General features: G+C 65.4%; 23 protein-coding genes and 1 pseudogene. 10 read left to right on the top strand and 14 right to left on the bottom strand.

From position 1 onward, the window contains the following. Positions 1-32 precede the first annotated feature (32 nt). The 7 genes from lpdA to sdhC form a co-directional block, all read right to left on the bottom strand. Positions 33-1,469, bottom strand: coding sequence for a dihydrolipoyl dehydrogenase (gene lpdA, locus HMPREF2581_RS18890; protein ID WP_003087422.1), 1,437 nt, complete (start codon positions 1,467-1,469; stop codon positions 33-35). A gap of 68 nt (positions 1,470-1,537) precedes the next feature. Further along, positions 1,538-2,767, bottom strand: a complete 1,230-nt coding sequence (gene odhB, locus HMPREF2581_RS18895) for a 2-oxoglutarate dehydrogenase complex dihydrolipoyllysine-residue succinyltransferase (protein ID WP_011666712.1) — start codon at positions 2,765-2,767, stop codon at positions 1,538-1,540. Between the two features lie 42 nt (positions 2,768-2,809). After that, positions 2,810-5,641 carry a 2-oxoglutarate dehydrogenase E1 component gene (locus HMPREF2581_RS18900; RefSeq protein WP_003087413.1) on the bottom strand — a complete coding sequence of 944 codons (2,832 nt, stop codon included), beginning with the start codon at positions 5,639-5,641 and terminating at the stop codon, positions 2,810-2,812. Between the two features lie 256 nt (positions 5,642-5,897). Beyond that, positions 5,898-6,605 (bottom strand): succinate dehydrogenase iron-sulfur subunit, encoded by a 708-nt coding sequence (locus HMPREF2581_RS18905; protein WP_003087410.1) that lies wholly within the window; start codon positions 6,603-6,605, stop codon positions 5,898-5,900. An 11-nt stretch (positions 6,606-6,616) separates the two neighbouring features. Then, on the bottom strand, positions 6,617-8,389 hold the full coding sequence (gene sdhA / locus HMPREF2581_RS18910) for a succinate dehydrogenase flavoprotein subunit (protein WP_003087407.1): 1,773 nt from the start codon (positions 8,387-8,389) through the stop codon (positions 6,617-6,619). 3 nt (positions 8,390-8,392) lie between these two features. Then, positions 8,393-8,761 carry a succinate dehydrogenase, hydrophobic membrane anchor protein gene (gene sdhD, locus HMPREF2581_RS18915; RefSeq protein ID WP_003104386.1) on the bottom strand — a complete coding sequence of 123 codons (369 nt, stop codon included), beginning with the start codon at positions 8,759-8,761 and terminating at the stop codon, positions 8,393-8,395. Beyond that, positions 8,755-9,141, bottom strand: a complete 387-nt coding sequence (gene sdhC / locus HMPREF2581_RS18920) for a succinate dehydrogenase, cytochrome b556 subunit (RefSeq protein ID WP_003104388.1) — start codon at positions 9,139-9,141, stop codon at positions 8,755-8,757. Before sdhC ends, sdhD begins: the two co-directional genes overlap by 7 nt. Before the next feature lie 348 nt (positions 9,142-9,489). Here sdhC and gltA point away from each other — a divergent pair, with 348 nt between their 5' ends. Further along, positions 9,490-10,776 (top strand): citrate synthase, encoded by a 1,287-nt coding sequence (gene gltA, locus HMPREF2581_RS18925; RefSeq protein ID WP_003087400.1) that lies wholly within the window; start codon positions 9,490-9,492, stop codon positions 10,774-10,776. Positions 10,777-10,890: 114 nt separating this feature from the next. Here the strand turns inward: gltA and HMPREF2581_RS18930 are convergent, their stop codons facing one another. The 3 genes from HMPREF2581_RS18930 to HMPREF2581_RS18940 all read right to left on the bottom strand — a co-directional run bounded on the left by HMPREF2581_RS18930 (position 10,891) and on the right by HMPREF2581_RS18940 (position 12,746). Then, positions 10,891-11,499 carry an START domain-containing protein gene (locus HMPREF2581_RS18930; RefSeq protein WP_003111654.1) on the bottom strand — a complete coding sequence of 203 codons (609 nt, stop codon included), beginning with the start codon at positions 11,497-11,499 and terminating at the stop codon, positions 10,891-10,893. Between the two features lie 133 nt (positions 11,500-11,632). Beyond that, on the bottom strand, positions 11,633-11,887 hold the full coding sequence (locus HMPREF2581_RS18935) for a YkgJ family cysteine cluster protein (RefSeq protein WP_003087397.1): 255 nt from the start codon (positions 11,885-11,887) through the stop codon (positions 11,633-11,635). 103 nt (positions 11,888-11,990) lie between these two features. Next, positions 11,991-12,746, bottom strand: a complete 756-nt coding sequence (locus tag HMPREF2581_RS18940; RefSeq protein ID WP_003140164.1) for a hypothetical protein — start codon at positions 12,744-12,746, stop codon at positions 11,991-11,993. Positions 12,747-12,858: 112 nt separating this feature from the next. Between HMPREF2581_RS18940 and HMPREF2581_RS18945 the strand changes: the two genes are divergently transcribed. Then, the gene (locus HMPREF2581_RS18945; protein WP_003087393.1) at positions 12,859-13,200 is read left to right on the top strand and encodes a DMT family protein; all 342 of its coding nucleotides are present in this window, start codon (positions 12,859-12,861) and stop codon (positions 13,198-13,200) included. A gap of 6 nt (positions 13,201-13,206) precedes the next feature. On the opposite strand, the gene HMPREF2581_RS18950 is transcribed toward HMPREF2581_RS18945, so the two are convergent. Beyond that, positions 13,207-14,073: an NAD(P)-dependent oxidoreductase gene (locus tag HMPREF2581_RS18950; protein ID WP_003110964.1), complete on the bottom strand. Its 867-nt coding sequence runs from the start codon at positions 14,071-14,073 to the stop codon at positions 13,207-13,209. Between the two features lie 103 nt (positions 14,074-14,176). On the opposite strand from HMPREF2581_RS18950, the gene HMPREF2581_RS18955 reads away from it, so the two are divergent. Together HMPREF2581_RS18955 and HMPREF2581_RS18960 are read left to right on the top strand one after the other, a co-directional pair. Then, positions 14,177-14,728, top strand: a complete 552-nt coding sequence (locus HMPREF2581_RS18955; protein ID WP_003087377.1) for a 3'-5' exonuclease — start codon at positions 14,177-14,179, stop codon at positions 14,726-14,728. Between the two features lie 94 nt (positions 14,729-14,822). Further along, positions 14,823-15,104, top strand: a complete 282-nt coding sequence (locus tag HMPREF2581_RS18960; RefSeq protein ID WP_003087375.1) for a pyrimidine/purine nucleoside phosphorylase — start codon at positions 14,823-14,825, stop codon at positions 15,102-15,104. Between the two features lie 117 nt (positions 15,105-15,221). On the opposite strand, the gene HMPREF2581_RS18965 is transcribed toward HMPREF2581_RS18960, so the two are convergent. Together HMPREF2581_RS18965 and HMPREF2581_RS18970 are read right to left on the bottom strand one after the other, a co-directional pair. After that, on the bottom strand, positions 15,222-15,818 hold the full coding sequence (locus tag HMPREF2581_RS18965) for a DUF1287 domain-containing protein (RefSeq protein ID WP_003087371.1): 597 nt from the start codon (positions 15,816-15,818) through the stop codon (positions 15,222-15,224). 10 nt (positions 15,819-15,828) lie between these two features. Continuing rightward, positions 15,829-16,974 (bottom strand): ATP-NAD kinase family protein, encoded by a 1,146-nt coding sequence (locus HMPREF2581_RS18970; protein ID WP_003140167.1) that lies wholly within the window; start codon positions 16,972-16,974, stop codon positions 15,829-15,831. A 209-nt stretch (positions 16,975-17,183) separates the two neighbouring features. On the opposite strand from HMPREF2581_RS18970, the gene HMPREF2581_RS18975 reads away from it, so the two are divergent. Continuing rightward, complete coding sequence (locus HMPREF2581_RS18975) at positions 17,184-17,363, top strand: PA1571 family protein (RefSeq protein WP_003087367.1); 180 nt, start codon at positions 17,184-17,186, stop codon at positions 17,361-17,363. Positions 17,364-17,431: 68 nt separating this feature from the next. On the opposite strand, the gene HMPREF2581_RS18980 is transcribed toward HMPREF2581_RS18975, so the two are convergent. Beyond that, the gene (locus tag HMPREF2581_RS18980) at positions 17,432-18,313 is read right to left on the bottom strand and encodes a LysR substrate-binding domain-containing protein (RefSeq protein WP_003140168.1); all 882 of its coding nucleotides are present in this window, start codon (positions 18,311-18,313) and stop codon (positions 17,432-17,434) included. A gap of 377 nt (positions 18,314-18,690) precedes the next feature. Here HMPREF2581_RS18980 and HMPREF2581_RS18985 point away from each other — a divergent pair, with 377 nt between their 5' ends. From HMPREF2581_RS18985 to HMPREF2581_RS19000, 5 genes and pseudogenes are all read left to right on the top strand, one after another. Further along, positions 18,691-20,079, top strand: coding sequence for an MFS transporter (locus HMPREF2581_RS18985; RefSeq protein WP_011666713.1), 1,389 nt, complete (start codon positions 18,691-18,693; stop codon positions 20,077-20,079). Between the two features lie 52 nt (positions 20,080-20,131). Further along, a complete protein-coding gene (locus HMPREF2581_RS18990; protein ID WP_003087359.1) occupies positions 20,132-20,485 on the top strand; it encodes a RidA family protein in 354 nt (117 codons plus the stop codon). 10 nt (positions 20,486-20,495) lie between these two features. After that, the gene (locus tag HMPREF2581_RS18995) at positions 20,496-21,893 is read left to right on the top strand and encodes an FAD-dependent oxidoreductase (RefSeq protein ID WP_003140172.1); all 1,398 of its coding nucleotides are present in this window, start codon (positions 20,496-20,498) and stop codon (positions 21,891-21,893) included. A 151-nt stretch (positions 21,894-22,044) separates the two neighbouring features. Further along, complete coding sequence (locus tag HMPREF2581_RS32325; protein WP_011666714.1) at positions 22,045-22,233, top strand: hypothetical protein; 189 nt, start codon at positions 22,045-22,047, stop codon at positions 22,231-22,233. Between the two features lie 127 nt (positions 22,234-22,360). Beyond that, positions 22,361-22,863 (top strand): annotated as a pseudogene (locus tag HMPREF2581_RS19000) (glutamine synthetase); the annotation flags it as partial.

Consider the following 22,863-nt stretch of genomic DNA (forward strand, 5'->3'; position numbering starts at 1 on the left):
CGCCCCTGGCGTGAACCGGGGCGTCGGATCACTCAGCGCTTCTTGCGGTTGGCGATGTGGATGGCATGGCCATTCACCGCCAGGGCAGCTTCGTGCAGGGCCTCGGACAGCGTCGGGTGGGAGAAGACCATCATGCCCAGGTCTTCGGCGCTGGTGCCGAATTCCATGCCGATCGCGCCTTGCTGTACCAGCTCGGCGGCGCTCGGGCCGATCACGTGGACGCCCAGGACGCGGTCGGTCTTCGCATCGGCGATGACCTTGACCAGGCCGGTGGTGTCGTTGGCAGCCATCGCGCGACCGCTGGCGGCGAACGGGAAGGTGCCGACGTTGACTTCGACGCCCTCGGCCTTGAGGGTCTGCTCGGTCTTGCCGACCCAGGCGATTTCCGGGTGGGTGTAGATGACCGACGGGATCAGGTCGTAGTTCATCTGCGCCTTGTGGCCGGCGATGCGCTCGGCGACCATCACGCCCTCTTCCGAGGCCTTGTGCGCGAGCATCGCGCCGCGAACCACGTCACCGATGGCGAAGACGCCCGGAACGCTGGTCTTGCAGTGGTCGTCGACGTAGATGAAGCCACGCTCGTCCAGGGTCACGCCGCTGTCGGCGGCCAGCAGGTCGGTGGTCACCGGGCGACGGCCGACCGCGACGATCAGCTTGTCGAAGGTTTCCTTCTGCTCGCCGTTGGCATCGGTGAAGGTCACGGTGACCTGCTTCTTCTTCACTTCCGAAGCGGTCACGCGGGCGCCCAGGCGAATGTTCAGGCCTTGCTTGGTCAGGACCTTCAGGGCTTCCTTGGCGATCTGCTCGTCGGCAGCCGGGAGGAACTTGTCCAGGGCTTCCAGCACGGTCACCTCGGCACCCAGGCGGGCCCATACCGAACCCAGCTCCAGGCCAATGACGCCGGCGCCGATCACACCCAGCTTCTTCGGCACGGCCTGGAATTCCAGGGCGCCGGTGGAGTCGACGATGATGTCGTCGGTCAGCGGGGCCGGCGGGATCTCCACCGGGCGGGAGCCGGAAGCGATGATCACGTTCTCGGCTTCCAGGACCTGGGTCTTGCCGTCCAGACCGGTCACTTCCACCTGCTTGTTGGCCAGCAGCTTGCCGTGGCCTTCGAAGGAGGTCACGCCGTTGGCCTTGAACAGGGTAGCGATGCCGCCGGTCAGGTTCTTGACGATGTTGGCCTTGCGCGCAACCATCGCCGGAACGTCGATGGTGACGCCCTTGGCTTCGATACCATGGACTTTGAAGGCCTCTTTGGCCTCATGGTACTTGTAGGAGCTGTCCAGCAGCGCCTTGGACGGGATGCAGCCAACGTTCAGGCAGGTACCGCCGAGCGCCACCTTGCCTTCCTTGCCGATGTACTTCTCGATGCAGGCGGTCTTCAGGCCCAGCTGGGCAGCGCGGATGGCGGCAACGTAACCGCCGGGGCCGGCACCAATCACTACCACGTCGAATTTCTGGCTCATATCTCAATCCTTATTCGGGTGAAACCGGACGGCCCCACGAGGGGGCCGCCGTGAAGAGAAACGCTAAATCAGACGTCCAGCAGCAGGCGAGCCGGATCTTCCAGCAGGTCCTTGATCGCCACCAGGAAGCTCACCGCTTCCTTGCCGTCGATCAGACGGTGGTCGTAGGACAGCGCCAGATACATCATCGGCAGGATCACCACCTGGCCGTTCACGGCCATCGGGCGCTCCTGGATCTTGTGCATGCCGAGGATGGCGGTCTGCGGCGGGTTGACGATCGGGGTCGACAGCAGGGAACCGAACACGCCACCGTTGGAGATGGTGAAGGTGCCGCCGGTCATGTCTTCGATGGTCAGCTTGCCTTCCTTCGCCTTCTTGCCGAAGTTGGCGATGCCGCCCTCGATCTCGGCCAGGCTCATGAACTCGGCGTTACGCAGTACCGGAACCACCAGGCCGCGGTCGCTGGAAACGGCAACGCCGATGTCCTGGTAGCCGTGGTAGACGATGTCGTTGCCGTCGATGGAAGCGTTGACCCCCGGGAAGCGCTTCAGCGCCTCGGTGGCGGCCTTGACGAAGAAGGACATGAAGCCCAGGCGCACGCCGTTGTGCTTCTTCTCGAACAGGTCCTTGTACTTCGAACGCAGGTCCATGATCGGCTTCATGTTGACCTCGTTGAAGGTGGTCAGCATGGCCATGGCGGACTGCGCCTCGACCAGGCGCTCGGCGACCTTGGCCCGCAGGCGGGTCATCGGCACGCGCTTCTCGACACGGTCGCCGGCGGCGAAGATCGGCGCCTCGGCAGCCGGGGCGGCAGGCTTGGCCAGGGCGGCCGGGGCGTTCTTCTTCGCTTCGACCGCAGCGACCACGTCTTCCTTGGTCACGCGACCGCCCTTGCCGGTGCCGGCGATGCTGTTCGGATCGATGCCGGCCTCCTCGGCCAGCTTGCGCGCGGCCGGGGACAGGATGGCGTCGTCGCCGCCAGCGGCGGCCGGAGCGGCGGCCTGGGCAGCCGGAGCGGCGGCGGGCGCAGCGGCAGCCGGAGCGGCCGGAGCGGCGGCGCCGCCTTCGTTCAGCTTGCCGAGCAGCTCGTTGCTCAGAACGGTGTCGCCTTCGTTCTTGATGATCTCGGCCAGCACGCCGTCAGCCTCGGCGAGAACCTCGATGACCACCTTGTCGGTCTCGATGTCGACGATCAGTTCGTCGCGCTTGACCGCTTCGCCCGGCTTCTTGTGCCAGGTGGCGACGGTGCCGTCGGCGACCGATTCCGGGAAGGTTGGGGCTTTGATTTCGATAGCCATTGTGTGCGTTTCCTTAAATTCGGTTTCTTCAGCGCGTAGGCGTTAAACAGTAAAGGCGTCTTGCAGCAGTTTTTCCTGCTGCTCGGCGTGCATCGAGGCGTAGCCGCAAGCCGGAGCAGCGGAGCCTTCGCGGCCGGCGTACTCGAGATTGAGGCCCTTCTTGTGCGCGGCGATGACACGACGCATGTGATGCTGGCTGCAGAACCAGGCGCCCTGGTTCATCGGCTCTTCCTGGCACCAGACGATGTGCTTGAGGTTCTTGTAGGGAGCCAGAACTTCCGCCAGGTCGTCTTCCGGGAACGGATACAGCTGCTCGATACGGACGATCGCGGTATCTTCGCGGCCTTCCGCGCGACGCTTCTCCAGCAGGTCGTAGTACACCTTGCCGCTGCACAGCACGACGCGGTCGACCTTCTTCGGATCCAGGCTGTCGATTTCCGGGATCACGGTCTGGAAGGAACCGTTGGCCAGATCTTCCAGGGTCGAGATGGCGAGCTTGTGACGCAGCAGGGACTTCGGCGTCATCACCACCAGCGGCTTGCGCAGCGGGCGGATCACCTGACGGCGGAGCATGTGGTAGACCTGAGCCGGGGTGGTCGGCACGCAGACCTGGATGTTCTGCTCGGCGCAGAGCTGCAGGTAGCGCTCCAGGCGCGCGGAGGAGTGCTCCGGACCCTGCCCCTCATAGCCGTGCGGCAGCAGCATGGTCAGGCCGCAGAGTCGGCCCCATTTGCTTTCGCCACTGGTGATGAACTGGTCGATGACCACCTGGGCGCCGTTGGCGAAGTCGCCGAACTGGGCTTCCCAGATCACCAGCGAATTCGGCGTGGTGGTGGCGAAACCGTATTCGAACGCCAGCACGGCCTCTTCCGAAAGGAACGAATCGTAGATATCCAGGCGCGGCTGGCCGTCGAACAGATTGGCCAGCGGTACGTAGACCGAGTCATCCTTCTGGTTGTGCAGCACCGCGTGACGGTGCGAGAAGGTGCCACGGCCGACGTCCTGGCCGGTCATCCGTACCGGATGGCCTTCGAACAGCAGGGTCGCGTAGGCCAGGGTCTCGGCGAAGCCCCAGTTGATCGGCAGGCCACCGGCCGCCATCTTCTGGCGATCTTCGTAGATCTTCGAAACCTGGCGCTGAACCACGAAGCCTTCCGGCACTTCCAGCATCTTGCTGGACAGTTCCTGCAGGGTCTTCAGGTCGAAGCGGGTGTCGTGACGCGCGGTCCAGGCATGGCCCAGGTACGGACGCCAGTCGACGAACAGTTCCTTGTTGGGCTCCTTGACCAGGCTCTTCACCACGTGCAGGCCGTTGTCCAGGGCATCGCGGTAGTCGTCGATCTTCGACTGAACCTGCTCGGCGCTGAGCACGCCGGCGTTCACCAGCGCGTCGGCGTACAGCTCGCGGGTAGTACGCTGCTTGGCGATCTGCTGGTACATCAGCGGCTGGGTGCCGCTCGGCTCGTCCGCCTCGTTGTGGCCGCGGCGACGGTAGCAGACCAGGTCGATGACCACGTCACGCTTGAACTGCATGCGATAGTCGACGGCCAGCTGGGTGACGAACAGCACGGCTTCGGGATCGTCGCCGTTGACGTGGAAGATCGGCGCCTGAATCATCTTCGCCACGTCGGTGGCGTACTCGGTGGAACGCGCATCGTCCTGGCGGCTGGTGGTGAAGCCGACCTGGTTGTTGATCACCAGGTGGATGGTGCCACCGGTCTTGTAGGCGCGGGTCTGCGACATCTGGAAGGTTTCCATGACCACGCCCTGCCCCGCGAAGGCGGCATCGCCGTGGATGGAAATCGGTACCACCTTGTCGCCGGAGCTGTCCTTGCGGCGGTCCTGGCGGGCACGAACGGAACCCTCGACCACCGGGGAAACGATCTCCAGGTGGGACGGGTTGAACGCCAGCGCCAGGTGGACTTCGCCGCCGCTGGTCATCACGTTCGAGGAGAAGCCCTGGTGGTACTTCACGTCACCGGAGCCCAGCTCGACGATCTTCTTGCCTTCGAACTCGTCGAACAGGTCGCGCGGGTTCTTGCCCAGGGTGTTGACCAGGACGTTCAGGCGACCGCGGTGGGCCATGCCGATTACGATTTCCTTGGCGCCGTAGGAACCGCAGCGCTGGATGATCTCGTCGACCATCGGGATCAGGCTTTCGCCGCCTTCCAGGCCGAAACGCTTGGTGCCCGGGTACTTGGTGCCCAGGTACTTCTCCAGGCCTTCGGCCGCGGTCAGGCGCTCGAGCAGGTGCGCACGCGCCTCGGCGGAGAAGCCGGGACGGCCACGCACGCTTTCCAGGCGCTGGAGGAACCACTTGCGCTGCTCGGAATCGACGATGTGCATGAACTCGGCGCCGAAGGTACCGCAATAGGTGCTCTTCAGGCTGTCGACGATTTCACGCAGGGTCGCCTCTTCCTTGCCGATGTAAAGCTCACCGGTGCGGAAAGTGGTATCCAGATCGGCACCCGTCAGACCGTAGTGGTCGATCGACAGGTCGGCAGGCGCGGGACGCTGCCACAGGCCGAGCGGGTCGAGGGTGGAAGCCTGGTGGCCGCGGAGACGGTAAGCGTGAATGAGACGAAGGACTTCGACCTGTTTCTTCTCGTGCTCGCTGCTCACGCTACCGGCGGAAACCGGCTGGGCACGGCGCTGGTTCTTGGCCAGCAAGACGAAATGATCGCGCACTGTGGAGTGCGAGACGTCGGGGGCGGGATTGCCATCGGCGGGAAGCTTCTGGAAATACGTGCGCCACTCTTCTGGCACAGCGTTAGGGTCGTGCAGGTAGAGCTCGTAGAGCTCTTCGACGTAGGCAGCGTTACCACCGGATAGATGGGCACTGTTCCACATCCGCTGCATTACGCTTTCGTGCATGCTAGGTCACCCTCGGTAAGGGGACAACCACCTGGCGAAACCTTGAAGGCTCCGAAGTCCTCAGGCAGCGACATCGGTATGGCCACTACAGATCCCGCAGATAGTCCGGGTACCAGCCCGGATGCCCCTGCTGGTCATATTTTTCAAATCTGGGCCATGGCTTTGTGAGCTTGGCCCGCTTAGTTGCTGCGACGCCGGAAGAACTCCGGCGCCACAGGTGTTGCTAGGTACAACTCATATAACAACTGCGAGAGGATCAGGTTCCGCTCTGCAGCAGCATATTACGCACGTGGCCGATCGCCTTGGTCGGGTTCAGACCCTTCGGGCAAACGTTCACGCAGTTCATGATTCCGCGGCAGCGGAACACACTGAACGGGTCGTCCAGCGAAGCCAGGCGCTCTTCGGTCTTGGTGTCACGGCTGTCGGCCAGGAAACGATAGGCTTGCAGCAGTGCGGCCGGACCGAGGAACTTGTCGGGGTTCCACCAGAAGGACGGGCAGGAGGTCGAGCAGCAGGCGCACAGGATGCACTCGTACAGACCGTCCAGCTTCTCGCGCTCTTCCGGGGTCTGCAGACGCTCAATGGCCGGGGCCGGCGTATCGTTCTGCAGGAACGGCTTCACCTTCTCGTATTGCTTGTAGAAGATGCTCATGTCCACGACCAGGTCACGAATGACCGGCAGGCCGGGCAGCGGACGGATCACCAGCTTGCCGCCCTTCAGGCCGGCGGCCGACAGCGGGGTGATGCAGGCCAGGCCGTTCTTGCCGTTGATGTTCATGCCATCGGAGCCGCAGACGCCTTCACGGCAGGAACGACGGTAGGAGAAGCCCTCGTCCTGTTCCTTGATCAGCGCCAGCACGTCGAGGACCATCACGTCCTTGCCGTTGGTGTCGACCTGGAAATCCTGCATGTACGGCGCAGCATCTTTGTCGGGGTTGTAACGATAAACACTCACTTGCAACATGGCGGGCACCCTTAGTAAGTCCGAACCTTGGGTTCGAATGCCGGAACGGTCTTCGGCGCGAAGTTGACGGAACGCTTGGATACGCGCTTCTCACCCGGGAAGTACAGGGTGTGGCACAGCCAGTTCTCGTCGTCGCGCTCCTCGAAGTCTTCACGGGCGTGGGCGCCACGGGACTCCTTGCGGTGCTCGGCCGCGATCGCGGTGGCCTCGGCCACCTCGAGGAGGTTTTGCAGTTCCAGCGCTTCGATGCGCGCGGTGTTGAATGCCTGGCTCTTGTCGTTGATCTTGACGTTGGCGATACGCTCGCGCAGGTCGGCCAGCTGGGCGATGCCCTTCTGCATGTACTCGCCGGTGCGGAATACACCGAAGTAGTTCTGCATGCAGCTTTGCAGCTCGCGCTTGAGCGGAGCGACTTCTTCGCCGCTGGTGCGCTCGTTCACGCCGTTCAGGCGCTTGAAGGAGGCTTCCAGGTCGCTCTCGGAAGCGCCGCGGGCGTCGATGCCTTCTTTCAGCGCTTTTTCCAGGTGCAGACCGGCGGCACGGCCGAATACCACCAGGTCGAGCAGCGAGTTGCCGCCCAGGCGGTTGGCGCCGTGTACCGATACGCAGGCCACTTCGCCTACGGCGAACAGGCCTTCGACGATCTGGTCGTTGCCATTGGCATCCTGGGTGATGGCCTGGCCATGGATGTTGGTGGCAACGCCACCCATCATGTAGTGGCAGGTCGGGATCACCGGGATCGGCGCGACGACCGGGTCGACGTGGGCGAAGGTCTTGGACAGTTCGCAGATGCCGGGCAGGCGGCTGTGCAGGACTTCCTCGCCGAGGTGGTCGAGTTTCAGCAGCACGTGGTCCTTGTTCGGGCCCACGCCGTTGCCGGCCAGGACTTCCTTGACCATGGAACGAGCGACCACGTCGCGACCGGCCAGGTCCTTCGCGTTCGGCGCATAACGCTCCATGAAGCGCTCGCCGTGGGCGTTGATCAGGTAGCCGCCTTCGCCGCGGCAACCTTCGGTGACCAGTACACCGGCGCCGGCGATGCCGGTCGGGTGGAACTGCCACATCTCGATGTCCTGCACCGGCACGCCGGCACGCAGGGCCATGCCCACGCCGTCACCGGTGTTGATCAGCGCGTTGGTGGTGGAGGCGTAGATACGGCCGGCACCGCCAGTGGCCAGGACCACGGCCTTGGAACGGATATAGACGGTCTCGCCGGTCTCGATGCAGATGGCGATGATGCCGACCACCGCGCCGTCCTGGTTCTTCACCAGGTCGACCGCGTACCACTCGTTGAGGAACGAGGTGCCATTCTTCAGGTTGGCCTGGTACAGGGTGTGCAGCAGCGCGTGGCCGGTACGGTCGGCGGCGGCGCAGGTACGGGCGGCCTGGCCACCCTTGCCGAAGTCCTTGGACTGGCCGCCGAACGGACGCTGGTAGATGCGGCCGGTTTCGGTACGGGAGAACGGCAGGCCCATGTGCTCGAGCTCGAACACGGCCTCGGGACCGACGGAACACATGTATTCGATCGCGTCCTGGTCACCGATGTAGTCGGAGCCCTTGACGGTGTCGTACATGTGCCAACGCCAATCGTCGTTCGGGTCGGCCGAAGCGATGGCGCAGGTGATGCCGCCCTGTGCGGATACGGTGTGGGAACGGGTCGGGAAGACCTTGGTCACCACGGCGGTCTTGTGGCCGCCCTGGGCCAGTTGCAGCGCGGCACGCATGCCGGCGCCACCGCCACCGACGATGATGGCGTCAAAGGAAAGTGTACGAATGCTAGCCATGGATCACATACCCCAAAGAATCTGCACACCCCAGACGAAGAATGCGAACATCGCCATGCCGCAAACCGCCTGGAAGAGGAAACGCACGACTGTCGCCGCCTTGCCGAGAGCCATCGAAGTCAGGTAGTCGGTGGAGATGGTCCACATACCGACCCACGCATGGACGCTCAGGGCAACCAGGGTCAACAGGCTGAAGATGCGCATCCAACCCTGCGAGAACAGGCCGTGCCAGTCCGCGTAGGAAATGTTGGGGTGAGCAATGAGGTAGCCCAGCAGGAAAATGACATAAGCCGCGAGAACGACCGCGGAAACGCGCTGGGCCATCCAGTCGTAGAGGCCGGAGCGCGAGAAGTTTGTGACGTTAGTTACCATACCCATACCCCCGCCAGAACGATCAGCACCACCGCGATGGCGATGACGATTTTGGAGCCACGCTTACCGCCTTCCAGCGTCTCGCCGACGCCAGCGTCCATGACCAGGTGGCGAACACCGGCCACCAGGTGGTACAGCAGCGCAGACAGCAGGCCCCAGATCACCAGCTTGGCCAGGGGACTGGTCAGGCACGCCTTCACCTGCTCGAAGCCTTCTTCCGAACTCAGCGACTTGTCGAGCGCGAACAGCAGCACGGCAATACCGAGGAACAGGATGACGCCAGAGATACGGTGGAGAATGGACGTGTAAGCGGTGACAGGGAGTTTGATGGTCCTTAGGTCTAGGTTTACAGGTCGTTTGCTATTCACGGCTTTTTTCACACTGAGAGCCCTAACGAACAGGGCTAGTTGTCGGGAAGTGCACTTGTCAGGTACCCATCACCAGGGAGTGGCGACCGTCTATGAAAGCGGGCCAGGAATACCCCTTGCGGTCGGACGCCGAGTATAGACAGTTAGGCTACTAATGACAACGAAAACACCCATCGCCAAATGGTTGATTGCGGGCCTTTTATAAAAGGCGTAAATAGCCCCCTTTTTCTGCGAAAACCCCGCCACGGAAGGCTCTACGGCATGGATTCGCGCAAATTGACTTTCGAATTTATCCCTCTATAGTGGTGCGGGCCCTGCGTGGGGGGTACTGATGATTTCAAGCATAAATAGGAGGCCATCATGGCTGACAAAAAAGCGCAGTTGATCATCGAGGGCTCAGCCCCCGTCGAACTGCCCGTCCTATCCGGTACCATGGGTCCCGATGTAGTGGATGTACGGGGCCTCACCGCCACGGGCCACTTCACCTTCGATCCTGGCTTCATGTCGACCGCCTCCTGCGAGTCGAAGATCACCTATATCGACGGCGACAAAGGCGTCCTCCTCCATCGCGGCTACCCCATCGAGCAACTGGCGGAGAAATCCGACTACCTGGAAACCTGCTACCTGCTGCTGAACGGCGAGCTGCCCACCGCCGCGCAGAAGGAACAGTTCGTCGGCACCATCAAGAACCACACCATGGTTCACGAGCAGCTGAAGACCTTCTTCAACGGCTTCCGCCGCGACGCCCATCCGATGGCCGTGATGTGCGGCGTGATCGGCGCCCTCTCGGCCTTCTACCACGACTCCCTGGACATCAATAACCCGAAGCATCGCGAAGTCTCCGCGCATCGCCTGATCGCCAAGATGCCGACCATCGCCGCCATGGTGTACAAGTACTCCAAGGGCGAGCCGATGATGTATCCGCGTAACGACCTGAACTACGCGGAAAACTTCCTGCACATGATGTTCAACACCCCCTGCGAGACCAAGCCGATCAGCCCCGTGCTGGCCAAGGCCATGGACCGCATCTTCATTCTCCACGCCGACCACGAGCAGAACGCCTCCACCTCCACGGTGCGTCTGGCCGGCTCCTCCGGCGCCAATCCGTTCGCCTGCATCGCCTCCGGCATCGCCGCCCTGTGGGGACCGGCCCATGGCGGCGCGAACGAAGCGGTGCTGCGCATGCTCGACGAGATCGGCGACGTGTCCAACATCGACAAGTTCGTCGAGAAGGCCAAGGACAAGAACGATCCGTTCAAGCTGATGGGCTTCGGCCATCGTGTCTACAAGAACTTCGACCCGCGCGCCAAGGTCATGAAGCAGACCTGCGACGAGGTCCTCCAGGAACTGGGCATCAACGACCCGCAACTGGAACTGGCGATGAAGCTGGAAGAAATCGCCCGCCACGACCCCTACTTCGTGGAACGCAACCTGTACCCGAACGTCGACTTCTACTCGGGGATCATCCTCAAGGCGATCGGCATTCCGACCAGCATGTTCACCGTGATCTTCGCCCTGGCGCGTACCGTCGGCTGGATCTCGCACTGGCAGGAAATGCTCTCCGGTCCCTACAAGATCGGCCGCCCGCGCCAGCTCTATACCGGCCACACCCAGCGCGACTTCACCGCCCTCAAGGATCGCGGCTGAAACCCGTCACGCCTGGCGAGAAAGGCTGCTTCGGCAGCCTTTTTTGTGCCCGCCCCTTTCCTCCGGACACAAAAAAACCGCCCCGGAGGCGGTCTTTTTGCAAGGAAGGCGCGCTCAGCGCTTCTCGGCGGCGCTACGCAGGCCCTTGAGGGTGTTCAGCGGCGCGTCGACCACGAAGCTGTTGGCCAACCAGGAAGGAATGCTGCCACCCGGCTCGGTTTCCACCTGGTAGGTCACTTCCGTCACGCCCTGCCCCTTCGGCTGCAACTTCCACTCGCCGACCAGCTTGGGCACGCGGATCTGGCCCTTTTCCTCGGGGATATAGGTCGGATCGGCCTTCAGGTGACGGGTCACGGTGCCATCCGCGGTCTTCTCGGTGGTGACATGGATGACCACGTCGCGACCGGTGACCGGCCAGGGCATGTCGATCTTCGAGTAAGTCCAGGCGTCGGCGCCTTCCTGCTTCAGGAGTTTCATCTCGGCGCAGGCATGGATCCACTTGCAGGAACCCTTGACGTCCTCCTGCAGCGCCTCGATGGTCGCCACGTCGGCCTTGATGTCGGTAACGCCGCGATAAGCCTTGTACTTGGAGCCCTGGACACTGCTGAGGTAGACCTTCACGCCATCCTCGTCCTTGGCCAGCTTCCAGTCTTCGGCCAGCGCATTGCCGGCCACCCCGAACACTGCGGCAGCCAGCACGGTCATACGCAAAATGCCACGCATCGTTCCTGTTCCTCTCTTTATGGTTATTTTCGGTTCGCCGGCCGGGCGGTCGACGCCCTGCAAGCCGCGATCCTGAGCCTTCGGCGCAGGATGCGCAGCAGTATGGCGTGAGACAGCCAGACTTCCAACCCGTTCACGCGGCAGTGATGACTTCCCACTCCGCGATCAGGGCCAGCGCCTGCTCACGGCTGTCGCCGCAGATTTCCGGATCGGCGCCGAACTGGCCGCACACAGCCGGTCGCTCCGGTCGGCCGAACAGCCCGCAGAGATGGTTTTCGTCCAGGTGCAGGCAGCGTACGCCCGCGGGCTTGCCGGCCGGCATGCCCGGCAGCGGAGAGGAAATCGACGGTGCTATGCAGCAGGCGCCGCAGCCGGCTCTACATTGCATGGGAAGGATCTCGCCCGAAAGTTGGCAGAGGAGCGGCCAGGACAGCCGTCCGGAACGGGCGCAAAGAATACGGACCGGCCAGGCCGCCGCCAAGCCCGGCGGATCAGCGGCGCGTTTCCGCCTCGAGACGCGCGCTGCGAAGCTGCCACTGCTCGCGGTTGCCGGCAGCGAACAGCCAGGCCCTGGCCGACTCCGTCGCAGCCCGCCATTGCACCCGGCCCGGCTCGCGCAGGTCGAGGGATTGCGCCGCCGTCGAGTGGCCGAGGAAGGCGTTGCCAGCGGAACTCCAGTAGCCGGCGACCCCGGCCGGCAAGACCCAGGAGCGACCTTCCGCCTCGTCATCGACGATACCGGACAAGCGCTCCCCCGCTCCACGCCGCCAGGACAGGGCGACCCGGTTCAGCTCGCTGTCCGCCAGCGCGACGCGCACCTCCACGCCGCCCTGGCGCGGCTCGAACGACAGCTCGTAGGCGCTGAGCCGGCCATCGGCGCAGCGCAGGTGCCCCTTCAGGGACAAGCGTCGACCGACCAGCTCGAAGCTCTCCAGGCTCTGCTCCTGGCAGCGCAACTGCAGGCGACCGGCGCTTTCCCGCCCGGCCCCGAGAAAACCGCCCTCGCTCTCCCACAACGGCGGCCGGGCGCTACCCGCCACTGACAGGGCGAGGCTCTTGCCGCCCCAGCTCAAGCGGTATTCGCCCAGGTCGAAATCGCGCGGGATGGCAAACGCCGGCGGCACCCGCAGCTCGCTCCACAGAGCCGGCCCCCGCGACGCCTGGCTCGCCCACCAGGCGGCCGCCAGCACGACGGCCAGCCCGCTCAGCGCGAGCCCCCAGACCAGCGAGCGCTTGTGCAACCGCATACCTTTCATCCTTTTCCGAGCACCAACCCCTACCGACCGATGCCTGCCCACTTGGTTTTATCGCCGCAGCCAATTAGGCTGCGCCGTCCCAGCCCTCCGGAGCCCATCCATCATGCCTGTCTGGCTGCAAACCGCCTTGTTGCTAGCCTGCTCCAACCTGTTCATGACCTTCGCCTGGTATGGCCACCTGAAGACCCTCAACAGCAAGCCCTGGATCATCGCCGCCCTGATCAGCTGGGGTATCGCGCTGTTCGAATACCTGCTGCAGGTGCCGGCCAACCGCATCGGCTACACCGAACTCTCGGTCGGCCAACTGAAGATCATGCAGGAAGTCATCACCCTGGCGGTCTTCGTCCCGTTCAGCGTCTACTTCATGCAGCAGCCGCTGAAACTGGACTACCTCTGGGCCGGCCTGTGCCTGCTCGGCGCGGTGTACTTCATCTTCCGCGCCTGAGCCGCGTCACGAACGCAGCCGGGCGATCAGGCTGGAGGTATCCCAACGACCGCCGCCCATCGCCTGCACTTCGGCGTAGAACTGGTCGACCAGCGCCGTGACCGGCAACTGCGCGCCGTTGCGTCGCGCCTCGGCGAGCAGGATCGACAGGTCCTTGCGCATCCAGTCCACGGCGAAGCCGAAGTCGAACTCTCCGGCCAGCATGCTCTGGTGGCGGTTTTCCAGTTGCCAGGACTGGGCCGCGCCCTTGCCGATCACCTGCATCGCCGCCTCGCCGTCGAGACCGGCGCACTGGGCGAAGTGCAGCGCCTCGGCCAAGCCCTGGAGCAGCCCCGCGACGCAGATCTGGTTGACCATCTTGGTCAATTGCCCGCTACCCACGTCGCCCATTCGCCGGACCATCCGCGCATAGCTGCGCAGCAGCGGTTCGGCGCGTCGATAGAAGGCCTCCTCGCCACCGACCATCACCGTCAGGGCGCCGTTGACCGCGCCCGCCTGGCCGCCGGAGACCGGCGCGTCGAGAAAGCCCAGCTCACGCTCGGCAGCCAGCAGCGACAGCTCGCGGGCGACTTCCGCCGAAGCGGTGGTGTGGTCGACGAACAGGCTGCCCGGCGCCATTCCGGCGAAGGCGCCCTGCTCGCCCAGCGCCACGGCACGCAGGTCGTCGTCGTTACCGACGCAGCAGAACACCAGTTCGGCGCCGGCACAGGCCTCGCGCGGCGTATCGGCGTATCGTCCGGCGTACTCCTCGACCCAGCGCAGCGCCTTGGCCGACGAGCGATTGTAGACGCAGACGTGATAGCCCTCGCGCTGCAGGTGCCCGGCCATCGGGTAGCCCATCGTGCCCAGGCCGAGAAATGCGACCGCAGTCATTCCGTCATCTCCTCGAAATCCGATCCCGCAGCCTAGCACAGCGGTTTGCCGAGGTCCGGAAGCCCCGCCATACTCAGCGCGGACCCTGGTATGGATAGCTCCGATGCCTCACTGGCTGGTAATCGATCTGGAGGCCACTACCGCGGAAGGCGGCTGGCCCCTGGAGGAAATGGAAATCATCGAGATCGGCGCCACCCTGGTCGCCGCCGCGGACGCCCGCGAACTGGATCACTTCCAGCGTTTCGTACGGCCGGTCAGGCGGCCGCTGCTGACCCACTTCTGCCGCGACCTCACGCATATCAGCCAGGCCAACGTCGATGGCGCCGCCCATCTCGACACGGTCTGGGAAGCCTTCGAGCGCTGGCTCGCCCAGCATCGTCCGCGACTGGCCGGCTGGGCCAGCTGGGGCGACTACGACCGCCGCCAGCTGGAGCAGGAATGGCGCCAGCACGGGCTGACCAGCCAGCTCAGCGAAGTGCCGCACGTCAATCTCAAGCAACGCTTCGGCGAAGTCCGCCAGCTGCCCCGCCCGGTCGGCCTGAACGCGGCCCTGCAACTGGCCGGGATGAGTTTCCAGGGCCAGCAGCACCGCGCCCTGGAGGATGCCCGCAATACCGCACGGCTGCTGCCGCTGGTATTGCCGGTGGAGCATTGAACGAGGCCCGCGCCGCCTAGTGACGCCTTTCCGAGGCTTGGGCATACTGGCGGGCCTTTTCAAACCCGCCTGTTCACCCCTTCAGGAGAAGCCCATGTTCAAGGTCAACGAATACTTCGACGGCACCGTCAAATCCATCGCCTTCGACATGACCGCCGGCCCGGCCACCATCGGCGTGATGGCGGCAGGCGAATACGAATTCGGCACCAGCCAGCTGGAGATCATGCATGTGGTCGCCGGCGCGCTGACGGTCAAGCTGCCGGGCAGCGACGAGTGGCAGGAATACGCCAGCGGCAGCCAGTTCACCGTCCCGGCGAACAGCAAGTTCCAGCTCAAGGTCGCCCAGGACACCGCCTACCTCTGCGAATACCGCTGAGCCCGGGCAGACAGGAAAACCGGCCGCAGGCCGGTTTTTTCTTGCCCGCCGTCCAGCGGCGGCGGCGGAGGAATCGAGGTACGCTCATCCGCCGCCGGAGCGGCTTGCCTAGCCCATTCAGCCCTGCGGGAAGCGGTAGTGGCCGATGACCTGGTAGCGGAACAGCAGGTCCTCTTCCCGCACGCCGGCACCGATGTTGTGCAACACCAGCGGCCTGCCCTCCAGCCTGCGATCGGAAAGCACGCCGATATGCAGCAGGCCGTTGTCCAGGCGCCAGGCGACTATGTCTCCGGCCCGGTAGGCGGAGGCGTCGCGGCTCGGCGTCAGTGCCAGGCCCTGGCGGCTGAACCAGGTCATCAGGTTCGGTACGCGGCGGTGATCGATGTTGCGGTCGGTGCCTTTCATCCCCCATTGCTGCGGGTAGGCCGCGAAGTGGCGACGCATGTCCTCGTGCACCGCCTTCTGCAGGTCCAGCCCCTGTCCACGCAGCGCACGGACCACCACGTCGGTGCAGACCCCGGTCTGCAGCGGCACGTCGCCGCCCGGATAGTCCAGTTGCCGGTAGGCCGGGTCGTAGCCCAGGGTCACGCCCACCTGGGCACGCGCCGCATCCACCAGTCGCTGCGGTTCGACCGCAGCGGCCGCCGCCAGTGGCAGTCCGAGCATGGCGAGCAGCAACAGGCGGCGCAGCGCGCCGGATACGTCCTTGTCCATCCTTTTCCTCCTAAGCGCCCGCGGGCGTGTCCTGGTCCTTCGCGTATCCCAGCGGATACAGCAGTTCTTCCTTGTAGCCGGCCCAGACCCGGATGGCGTCCGGGAAGCTGTCGTCCAGCACCGGGTCGCCGCTGTCGACCAGCAACGGGCGGCCCCCGAGGGTCCCCAGCTTGCGCTTGGTGGCGACCACCCGCATGCGCTCCAGGCCGATGGCGCGCAACACCCGGGGACTGATCTGCTGGTTGCCGCGACCGATCACGTGGCCCTGGCCGCCGATGGCGGTGACCAGCAGGAACGCCGGATGACCGTCCACCAGTTCGAACAGCCGCGCCTCGTCGACGTCGCGGGCGAGCACCGCGCCATTCTCCAGCACGTCGACGCCCAGCAGGGTGGTTTCCAGGCCGAGGTTGCGCGCCAGGCCATGCAGGGTCGAGCCCGGTCCGAGCACATAACGCACGCCGTCTTCCCAGCTTTCCGCCAGCCAATCGGCGAGGTCCACCAGCACCAGCTCCTCGGACTCCATCCCTGCCTGCTTCACGTGCTGCATGAAGTGGCCCTCCTCCGGCACCGTCATCTCGCCGTACCAACGCGCGGCGACGCGGCCGGCGCGCAGCGCCTCTTCGTCGAGATCGCGCACCTCGCCGCTGGCCAGGCGCACCAGGCCGCCCTCGACCAGGCGCCTGGCCAATTCGCCGGCCGCGCGCGGACTGATGGCATAGACCCCGGAGTGGATCTTCACCCCGGCCGGAATGCCGAGCACCGGCTGTTGCTCGCGCACCACCCCGGCAACATCCCGTGCTGTGCCATCACCACCGGCGAACAGGATCAGGGCGACGCCGGCCTCCTGCAAACGCTCGACCGCCAACCGGGTATCCGCCGCGCTGCTGACCGCTCCCTGCCACTCGCCGAGCAGGCGATGGCGGAAGCCCATGCGCTCGAGCAACTCGCCGCCCATGGCCCCGGGAAAGGTCAGGAACTCGATCTTCTCGACCAGCGGCAACAGGCACTCCAGGGCTATCCGGGTGCGCTCCAGCGCACGTGGTTCGGCGCCTCTGGCCAGGGCCTCGGCAGCCACCCCGTCGCTGCCCTTCAAGGCGACCGGGCCACCCAGCCCGGCCAGGGGATTGACCACCAATCCCAGGCGAAACATGTCCATACTCATCCTCGGGCGAACTCCAGGGCGCCCACACCGGTCGGACCACTATAACCAGAAAAACCCAGCGGTAGCCGGCAAGCTGGCACGCCGACTGCAAGATTGCTATGGTCCATGGCTTTCGCGTTGGAGCGGCACGACATCCGCCGTTTGTCACGGCGGTTTCATCTGCGCTCCCTAGACTGCCGATAAACCTGATGAGGAGACGGGCAATGAATTCGCAACACACCGATACCGCCAAGCGCCGCGTGATCCCCTTCAATACGCAGCAGCACAGCGGTGGCGCCATCATCGACGCCCAGGGCCGGGAAATCCCGATCACCGAGGTGATGATCCAGCGCGCCTGCCGCGAGCTGGACAGGTCCCTGGAGCAGGAACAGAAGCAGGCCTGAGTGCCCGCCAGCACGACTTCGAAGCCCGGCATCCGCCGGGCTTTTTTTCGCTTGCGCGAAGCCGCGCCCTAGCTCGGCGCCGACAGGTCCTCGCCGACCAGGTCGAGGAAGGTCTCGACGATCCGCCGCGAGCGCTGTTCGCGCAGGCACACCAGGGTCTCGGTCAGGCGTCGCTGGCAATCGACGATGGGCAGCGCATGGACCCGCGTGTCGGCGCCGAACTCCGCGGCCGACACCACCCCCACGCCGATCCCCGCCACCACCGCCTCGCGCGAGGCCTCGCGGCCTTCGACCTGGATCGCCGGGCGGATCCGCAGGCCGGCGCGGCTCATCTCCTCCTCCAGGGTCTGGCGGGTCACCGAGCCCTGCTCGCGCAGCACCAGCGGCATGTCGTCGAGATCGGCGAGGCGGATCGACTCGCGCCCGGCCCACGGATGGCTGAGCGAAACGAAGGCGACGATCGGGTCGTTGCGCAGGGTCAGCGAAAGCAACCGCTCGTCGCTGACGTCCCGGCCCAACAGGGCCAGGTCGGCCTGGTAGCTGAACAGTCGCTGCAGAGACTCGTCGGTATTGCCGGTCTCCACCCGCACCGCGATACCCGGATAGCGCTCGCAGAAACGCGCGATCTGCGGCAATACGTGCACCGGCGCATCCACCGCCAGGGTCAGGGTGCCGGTCCGCAGGGCGCTGGAGGCGGACAACAGCTCCTCCGCCTCGGCCTCGATCGCGAACAGCCGCTGGGTCACCGCGAGCAGGCGCTCGCCCAGTTCGCTCAGGCGCACCGAGCGCTTGTTACGGTGGAACAGCAGCACGCCGTAACGCTCCTCCAGCTTGCGCACCTGGTCGGAAACCGCCGGCTGGGTGAGAAACAGGCGCTCGGCGGCGCGCGTGAAGCTGCCGTACACGGCGACTGCATGGAAAGCCTTCAACTGCGCATGGGATACCGACATGGACCTTCACCACTCCAGGCAGGACAAGGGGTTCCGCGCCATGGGCGGCGCACACGGGGATGACCGTTCGGTCAACTTCCTCGACCCACGCCGCGCCAGGCCTACGGACAAACAAGTAAAACTTATATTTAAAATTTGATAAATCGATTTCATTTATTTATCCGGAATTGTTTCCATCGCTTCACCACAGCGCGCCAGCGCCTCGGCAGCCAGCCCCTGCCTGGGCATCCGCAACCCTTACCCAGGAGGTGAAGCCGACTCCAGATCCCTCTGACCAAGCACCGCGACATGGCGGTGCGGAAGTGCTCATCAGAACAACAACAAGGCGTGTTCCCCTCACACCTGCCGGCACCGATAACAAGATCGAGGTCAGAACCATGAATCAACGTCCCGGGACGGCGCTGCCGTCCTCTCCCGTGTCCAGCTTCCAGCGCTGGCGCCTGCAGATATTCGCGATCACCTGGCTGGCCTACGCCGCCTTCTATTTCACCCGCAAGGCCTTTTCCGTCGCCAAGCTCGGCATCGCCGAAGATCCGGGCTTCCAGTTGGACAAGATGGCGATGGCCGATCTCGACGCCATCTACCTCGCCGCCTATGCCGTCGGCCAGTTCACCTGGGGCGTGCTGGCCGACCGCTTCGGCCCGCGCATCGTGGTGTTCGGCGGCCTGCTGATCTCCGCACTGGCCGCGCTGGTCATGGGCACCTTCGCCACCCTGCCGATCTTCGCCACTTGCATGGTGGTCCAGGGACTGGCGCAGTCCACCGGCTGGTCGGGGCTGTGCAAGAACATCGGCAGTTTCTTCGCCACCCACGAACGCGGTCGGGTGCTCGGCCTGTGGAGCACCTGCTACGCCTTCGGCGGACTGGTCGCCTCGCCGTTCGCCGGCTGGTGGGCGTACAGCGTGTTCGGTACCTGGCACGCGGCGTTCTACTCCAGCGCCGCGGTGGTCGGCGGCGTGGCCCTGCTGTTCCTGTTGTTGCAGCGCAACCGCCCGGAGGACGTCGGCCATCCACCCGTCGAACCGCAGGTCGCGAGCGAGGCCGTGCGCTATGCCGGCTTCAGGCCGGAAGGCGGCAACGGCGGCAACGGCGGCAACGGCGGCAACGGCGGCAGCCTGCAGGTACTCGCCAAGGTGGTGCGCAACCGCACGGTGCTCTGCCTCGGCCTGGCCTACTTCCTGCTCAAGCCGGCGCGCTACGCGATCCTCCTGTGGGGACCGGTGATCGTCTACGAACGCATGCCGGCGCTCGGCAAGGTCGGCGCGGCGATCGTTCCCACCGCCTTCGAGGTAGCCGGCCTGCTCGGCCCGATCCTGATCGGCTTCGCCTCGGACAAGCTGTTCGGCGCACGGCGCATGCCGGCCTGCGTGATCAGCCTGCTGGCGCTGACCGTCTGCCTGGCGCTGTTCGTCCCGGCGATGACCACCGGCAGCATTCCGATAGTGGTCGGCCTGCTGTTCATGATGGGACTGACCCTGTACGGCCCGGACTCGATGATCTGCGGCTCCGCCGCCATCGACTTCGGCACCGGCGAGGCCGCCGGCACCGCCTCCGGCTTCGTCAATGGCTGCGGTTCGGTGGGCGCGATCCTCGGTGGCCTGCTGCCCGGCTATTTCGACACCTACACGGTGTTCATCGGCTTCACCGTCGCCGCCCTGATCGCCACCGCGGTGCTCCTCCCGCACTGGAACAGCCGACCCGACGGTGTTGTGAAAGGCCACAGGAACATCCCCAGCCTGGGGGACTTCCGCCCGATCCGCTCCTGACTCCGGCGCGCCCGCCGCGCCACCAGCGTCTTTTCAAGCCAGGGAAACCCTCATGCATATCGAACGCTTCGAAGTCGTCAAACGCCGGGCCGAAATGGCCCTGCACGGCAACACCCTCTACATCGGCGGCCAGGTCGCCGACGATCCCAGCGGTGACATCCAGGACCAGACCCGCCAGGTCCTGGAGAACATCGACCGGCTGCTCCAGAGCGTCGGCAGCGACCGCGGCCAGGTGCTCTCGGTACGCATCCTGCTCGCCCACCGCGAGGACTACGCCGGTCTCAACCAGGTCTGGGACCAGTGGTTTCCCGAAGGCCGGGCGCCGACCCGCGCCTGTAGCCTGGCCGAGTTGATCGACCCGCGCTGGCGGGTGGAAATGATCGTCGTCGCCGCCCGTCCGCAGTGAGAGCACAGCCATGACCTTCCGACCCTTCTGGCTGGACCAGGCCCTACGCTCCGAACATGCGGCCCCCTGCCCGCCGCTGGCCGGCGATACCCGCGCCGACCTGTGCATCGTCGGCGGCGGCTACACTGGCCTGTGGACCGCCATCATGCTCAAGGAGCACGATCCCGGGCTCGACGTGGTGCTGGTCGAGGCCGACCTCTGCGGCGCCGGCGCCAGCGGCCGCAACGGCGGCTGCGCGCTGTCCTGGTCGGCCAAGTTCTTCACCCTGGAACGGCTGTTCGGGCTCACCGAGGCGATCCGCCTGGTCAAGGCCTCCGAGGACAGCATCCGGGCCATCGGCGCCTTCTGCCAGCGCTACGACGTCGAGGCCGACTACCGGCTGGACGGCACCCTCTATACCGCCACCAACCCGGCCCAGGTCGGCAGCACCGACAGCGTGATCGCCGCCCTGGAACGCCATGGCATCAACTCCTTCGTCAAGCGCCCGCTGGCCGACGTGCAACGCCTGGCCGGCTCGCGCCGGCACCTGGAAGGCTGGTTCTCGCCGGCTGCCGCGACGGTGCAGCCAGGCAAGCTGGTTCGCGGCCTGCGCCGGGTCGCCCTGCAACTGGGGGTACGCCTGTACGAAGGTACGCCGATGCGAGGACTGGAGCACGGCCGCCCGGCGGAAGTGGTCACCCCCCACGGGCGGGTCGTCGCCGACCGCGTGGTGCTGGCGCTGAACGCCTGGATGGCGAGGGCCTTCCCGCAGTTCGAACGCAGCGTGGCGATCGTCTCCAGCGACATGCTCATCACCGAGCCACGACCGGACCTGCTGCAGGAGATCGGCCTGACCAGCGGGGTCAGCGTGCTCGACTCGCGGATCTTCGTGCATTACTACCACAACACCCCGGACGGCCGGCTGATGCTCGGCAAGGGCGGCAACACCTTCGCCTACGGCGGACGCATGCTGCCGGTGTTCGACCGCCCCTCACCGTATCTCGGGCAACTACGCGGCAGTTTGCGGGAGTTCTTCCCCGAGTTCGCCGAGGTCGCCATCGAGGCCAGCTGGAACGGTCCATCGGATCGCTCGGTGACCGGCCTGCCGTTCTTCGGCCGGCTCGACGGCCGCGACAATGTGTTCTATGGCTTCGGCTACTCCGGCAGCGGCGTCGGCCCATGCCACATGGGCGGGCAGATCCTTTCTTCGCTGGCGCTCGGCCTGGACAATCCCTGGACCCGTTCGCCGCTGACCCAGGGACCGCTCGGTCGCTTCCCGCCGGAGCCGATCCGCTATGTCGGTTCGCTGATGGTGCGCAACGCGATCCGCCGCAAGGAGCGCGCCGAAGACGTCGGCCGGCGCCCGCGTCATCTCGACGTACGCCTGGCCAGGTTCGCCGCCGCCGCGGGCAAGGCCGACAAGGGGTGAGCCGCTTTCCGGGCGCCTCTTCAGCCCATTCGGGGGCGCCCTTCTTTTTCCTTCGGTTTCGATTTCGCTCAAGCAAAGGTCGTAAAAAGCGCATTTAATTCACCCGTCAGCCTGTGCGAGGCTGTTCCAACCCCTGGCCCAGTTTTCCTTCATGCACCTACCGACGACGCGCACCCTGCCCTACCAGCCTTCCGCCAACCCGGCCGGAACGCCCGCGCGTCTACCCCGCAAGCACAGCCGCTGGCTGGAACTGGAGCCGCTCGCCCTCCCTCTCGAACTGGCCTTCTGGGCGCTCTGGCATTGCCGCCACGCGCGTCCGCCGGACGCTCGTCACGCCTGATTTCCCTCCGGCCCCGCGCAACGGCGGGGCCGGCCTGCCGCTTGCATGCCGTTCCGCGACGCTGCCGTCGCCGGAGCGCCGCTGCCAGCGTCGCGACGCTACCGGACAAGACCGACAAGAGAGCCCCATGAACTTCGCCTGCGAACAAGAAGCCCAGGATTTCCTGGCCGCCAATCCCGATATCGAACTCTTCGAACTGTTCATCCTCGACGCCAATGGCGTGCCACGCGGCAAACTGCTGCACCGCGACGAACTGCTGGCCGTCTACCGCAGCGGCCGGCCGCTGCCGAGCACCATCCTGGGGCTGACAATGAACGGCGAGGATGTCGAGGACTCCGGCCTGGTCTGGGACGTCGGCGACATCGACTGCCGCGCCTACCCCCTGTCCGGCAGCCTGGTGCGCCTGCCCTGGCGGCAGATCCCGACGGCGGCGGTGCAGGTCAGCATGCACCCGAGCGAGGGCCTGCCCGCCAGCGTCGCCGATCCGCGCCACCTCCTGGTGCGCACCATCGACGCGCTGAAGAGCGAGGGCTATCACCCGGTGATGGCCGCCGAGCTGGAGTTCTACCTGCTCGACCGTCAGCGCGACGCCAACGGCCGACCACGCTGCCGGCTGGCAGTTGCTCGAGG

This window comes from Pseudomonas sp. HMSC057H01, assembly GCF_001836405.1.
GTDB classification, from domain to species: domain Bacteria; phylum Pseudomonadota; class Gammaproteobacteria; order Pseudomonadales; family Pseudomonadaceae; genus Pseudomonas; species Pseudomonas aeruginosa.

What these genes read in the sequence shown, in the direction of transcription:
- lpdA (WP_003087422.1), bottom strand. Translation starts at nt 1,469, where the DNA reads ATGAGCCAGAAATTCGACGTGGTAGTGATTGGTGCCGGCCCCGGCGGT.
- odhB (WP_011666712.1), bottom strand. Translation starts at nt 2,767, where the DNA reads ATGGCTATCGAAATCAAAGCCCCAACCTTCCCGGAATCGGTCGCCGAC.
- HMPREF2581_RS18900 (WP_003087413.1), bottom strand. Translation starts at nt 5,641, where the DNA reads ATGCACGAAAGCGTAATGCAGCGGATGTGGAACAGTGCCCATCTATCC.
- HMPREF2581_RS18905 (WP_003087410.1), bottom strand. Translation starts at nt 6,605, where the DNA reads ATGTTGCAAGTGAGTGTTTATCGTTACAACCCCGACAAAGATGCTGCG.
- sdhA (WP_003087407.1), bottom strand. Translation starts at nt 8,389, where the DNA reads ATGGCTAGCATTCGTACACTTTCCTTTGACGCCATCATCGTCGGTGGC.
- sdhD (WP_003104386.1), bottom strand. Translation starts at nt 8,761, where the DNA reads ATGGTAACTAACGTCACAAACTTCTCGCGCTCCGGCCTCTACGACTGG.
- gltA (WP_003087400.1), top strand. Translation starts at nt 9,490, where the DNA reads ATGGCTGACAAAAAAGCGCAGTTGATCATCGAGGGCTCAGCCCCCGTC.
- HMPREF2581_RS18930 (WP_003111654.1), bottom strand. Translation starts at nt 11,499, where the DNA reads ATGCGTGGCATTTTGCGTATGACCGTGCTGGCTGCCGCAGTGTTCGGG.
- HMPREF2581_RS18935 (WP_003087397.1), bottom strand. Translation starts at nt 11,887, where the DNA reads ATGCAATGTAGAGCCGGCTGCGGCGCCTGCTGCATAGCACCGTCGATT.
- HMPREF2581_RS18940 (WP_003140164.1), bottom strand. Translation starts at nt 12,746, where the DNA reads ATGCGGTTGCACAAGCGCTCGCTGGTCTGGGGGCTCGCGCTGAGCGGG.
- HMPREF2581_RS18945 (WP_003087393.1), top strand. Translation starts at nt 12,859, where the DNA reads ATGCCTGTCTGGCTGCAAACCGCCTTGTTGCTAGCCTGCTCCAACCTG.
- HMPREF2581_RS18950 (WP_003110964.1), bottom strand. Translation starts at nt 14,073, where the DNA reads ATGACTGCGGTCGCATTTCTCGGCCTGGGCACGATGGGCTACCCGATG.
- HMPREF2581_RS18955 (WP_003087377.1), top strand. Translation starts at nt 14,177, where the DNA reads ATGCCTCACTGGCTGGTAATCGATCTGGAGGCCACTACCGCGGAAGGC.
- HMPREF2581_RS18960 (WP_003087375.1), top strand. Translation starts at nt 14,823, where the DNA reads ATGTTCAAGGTCAACGAATACTTCGACGGCACCGTCAAATCCATCGCC.
- HMPREF2581_RS18965 (WP_003087371.1), bottom strand. Translation starts at nt 15,818, where the DNA reads ATGGACAAGGACGTATCCGGCGCGCTGCGCCGCCTGTTGCTGCTCGCC.
- HMPREF2581_RS18970 (WP_003140167.1), bottom strand. Translation starts at nt 16,974, where the DNA reads ATGGACATGTTTCGCCTGGGATTGGTGGTCAATCCCCTGGCCGGGCTG.
- HMPREF2581_RS18975 (WP_003087367.1), top strand. Translation starts at nt 17,184, where the DNA reads ATGAATTCGCAACACACCGATACCGCCAAGCGCCGCGTGATCCCCTTC.
- HMPREF2581_RS18980 (WP_003140168.1), bottom strand. Translation starts at nt 18,313, where the DNA reads ATGTCGGTATCCCATGCGCAGTTGAAGGCTTTCCATGCAGTCGCCGTG.
- HMPREF2581_RS18985 (WP_011666713.1), top strand. Translation starts at nt 18,691, where the DNA reads ATGAATCAACGTCCCGGGACGGCGCTGCCGTCCTCTCCCGTGTCCAGC.
- HMPREF2581_RS18990 (WP_003087359.1), top strand. Translation starts at nt 20,132, where the DNA reads ATGCATATCGAACGCTTCGAAGTCGTCAAACGCCGGGCCGAAATGGCC.
- HMPREF2581_RS18995 (WP_003140172.1), top strand. Translation starts at nt 20,496, where the DNA reads ATGACCTTCCGACCCTTCTGGCTGGACCAGGCCCTACGCTCCGAACAT.
- HMPREF2581_RS32325 (WP_011666714.1), top strand. Translation starts at nt 22,045, where the DNA reads ATGCACCTACCGACGACGCGCACCCTGCCCTACCAGCCTTCCGCCAAC.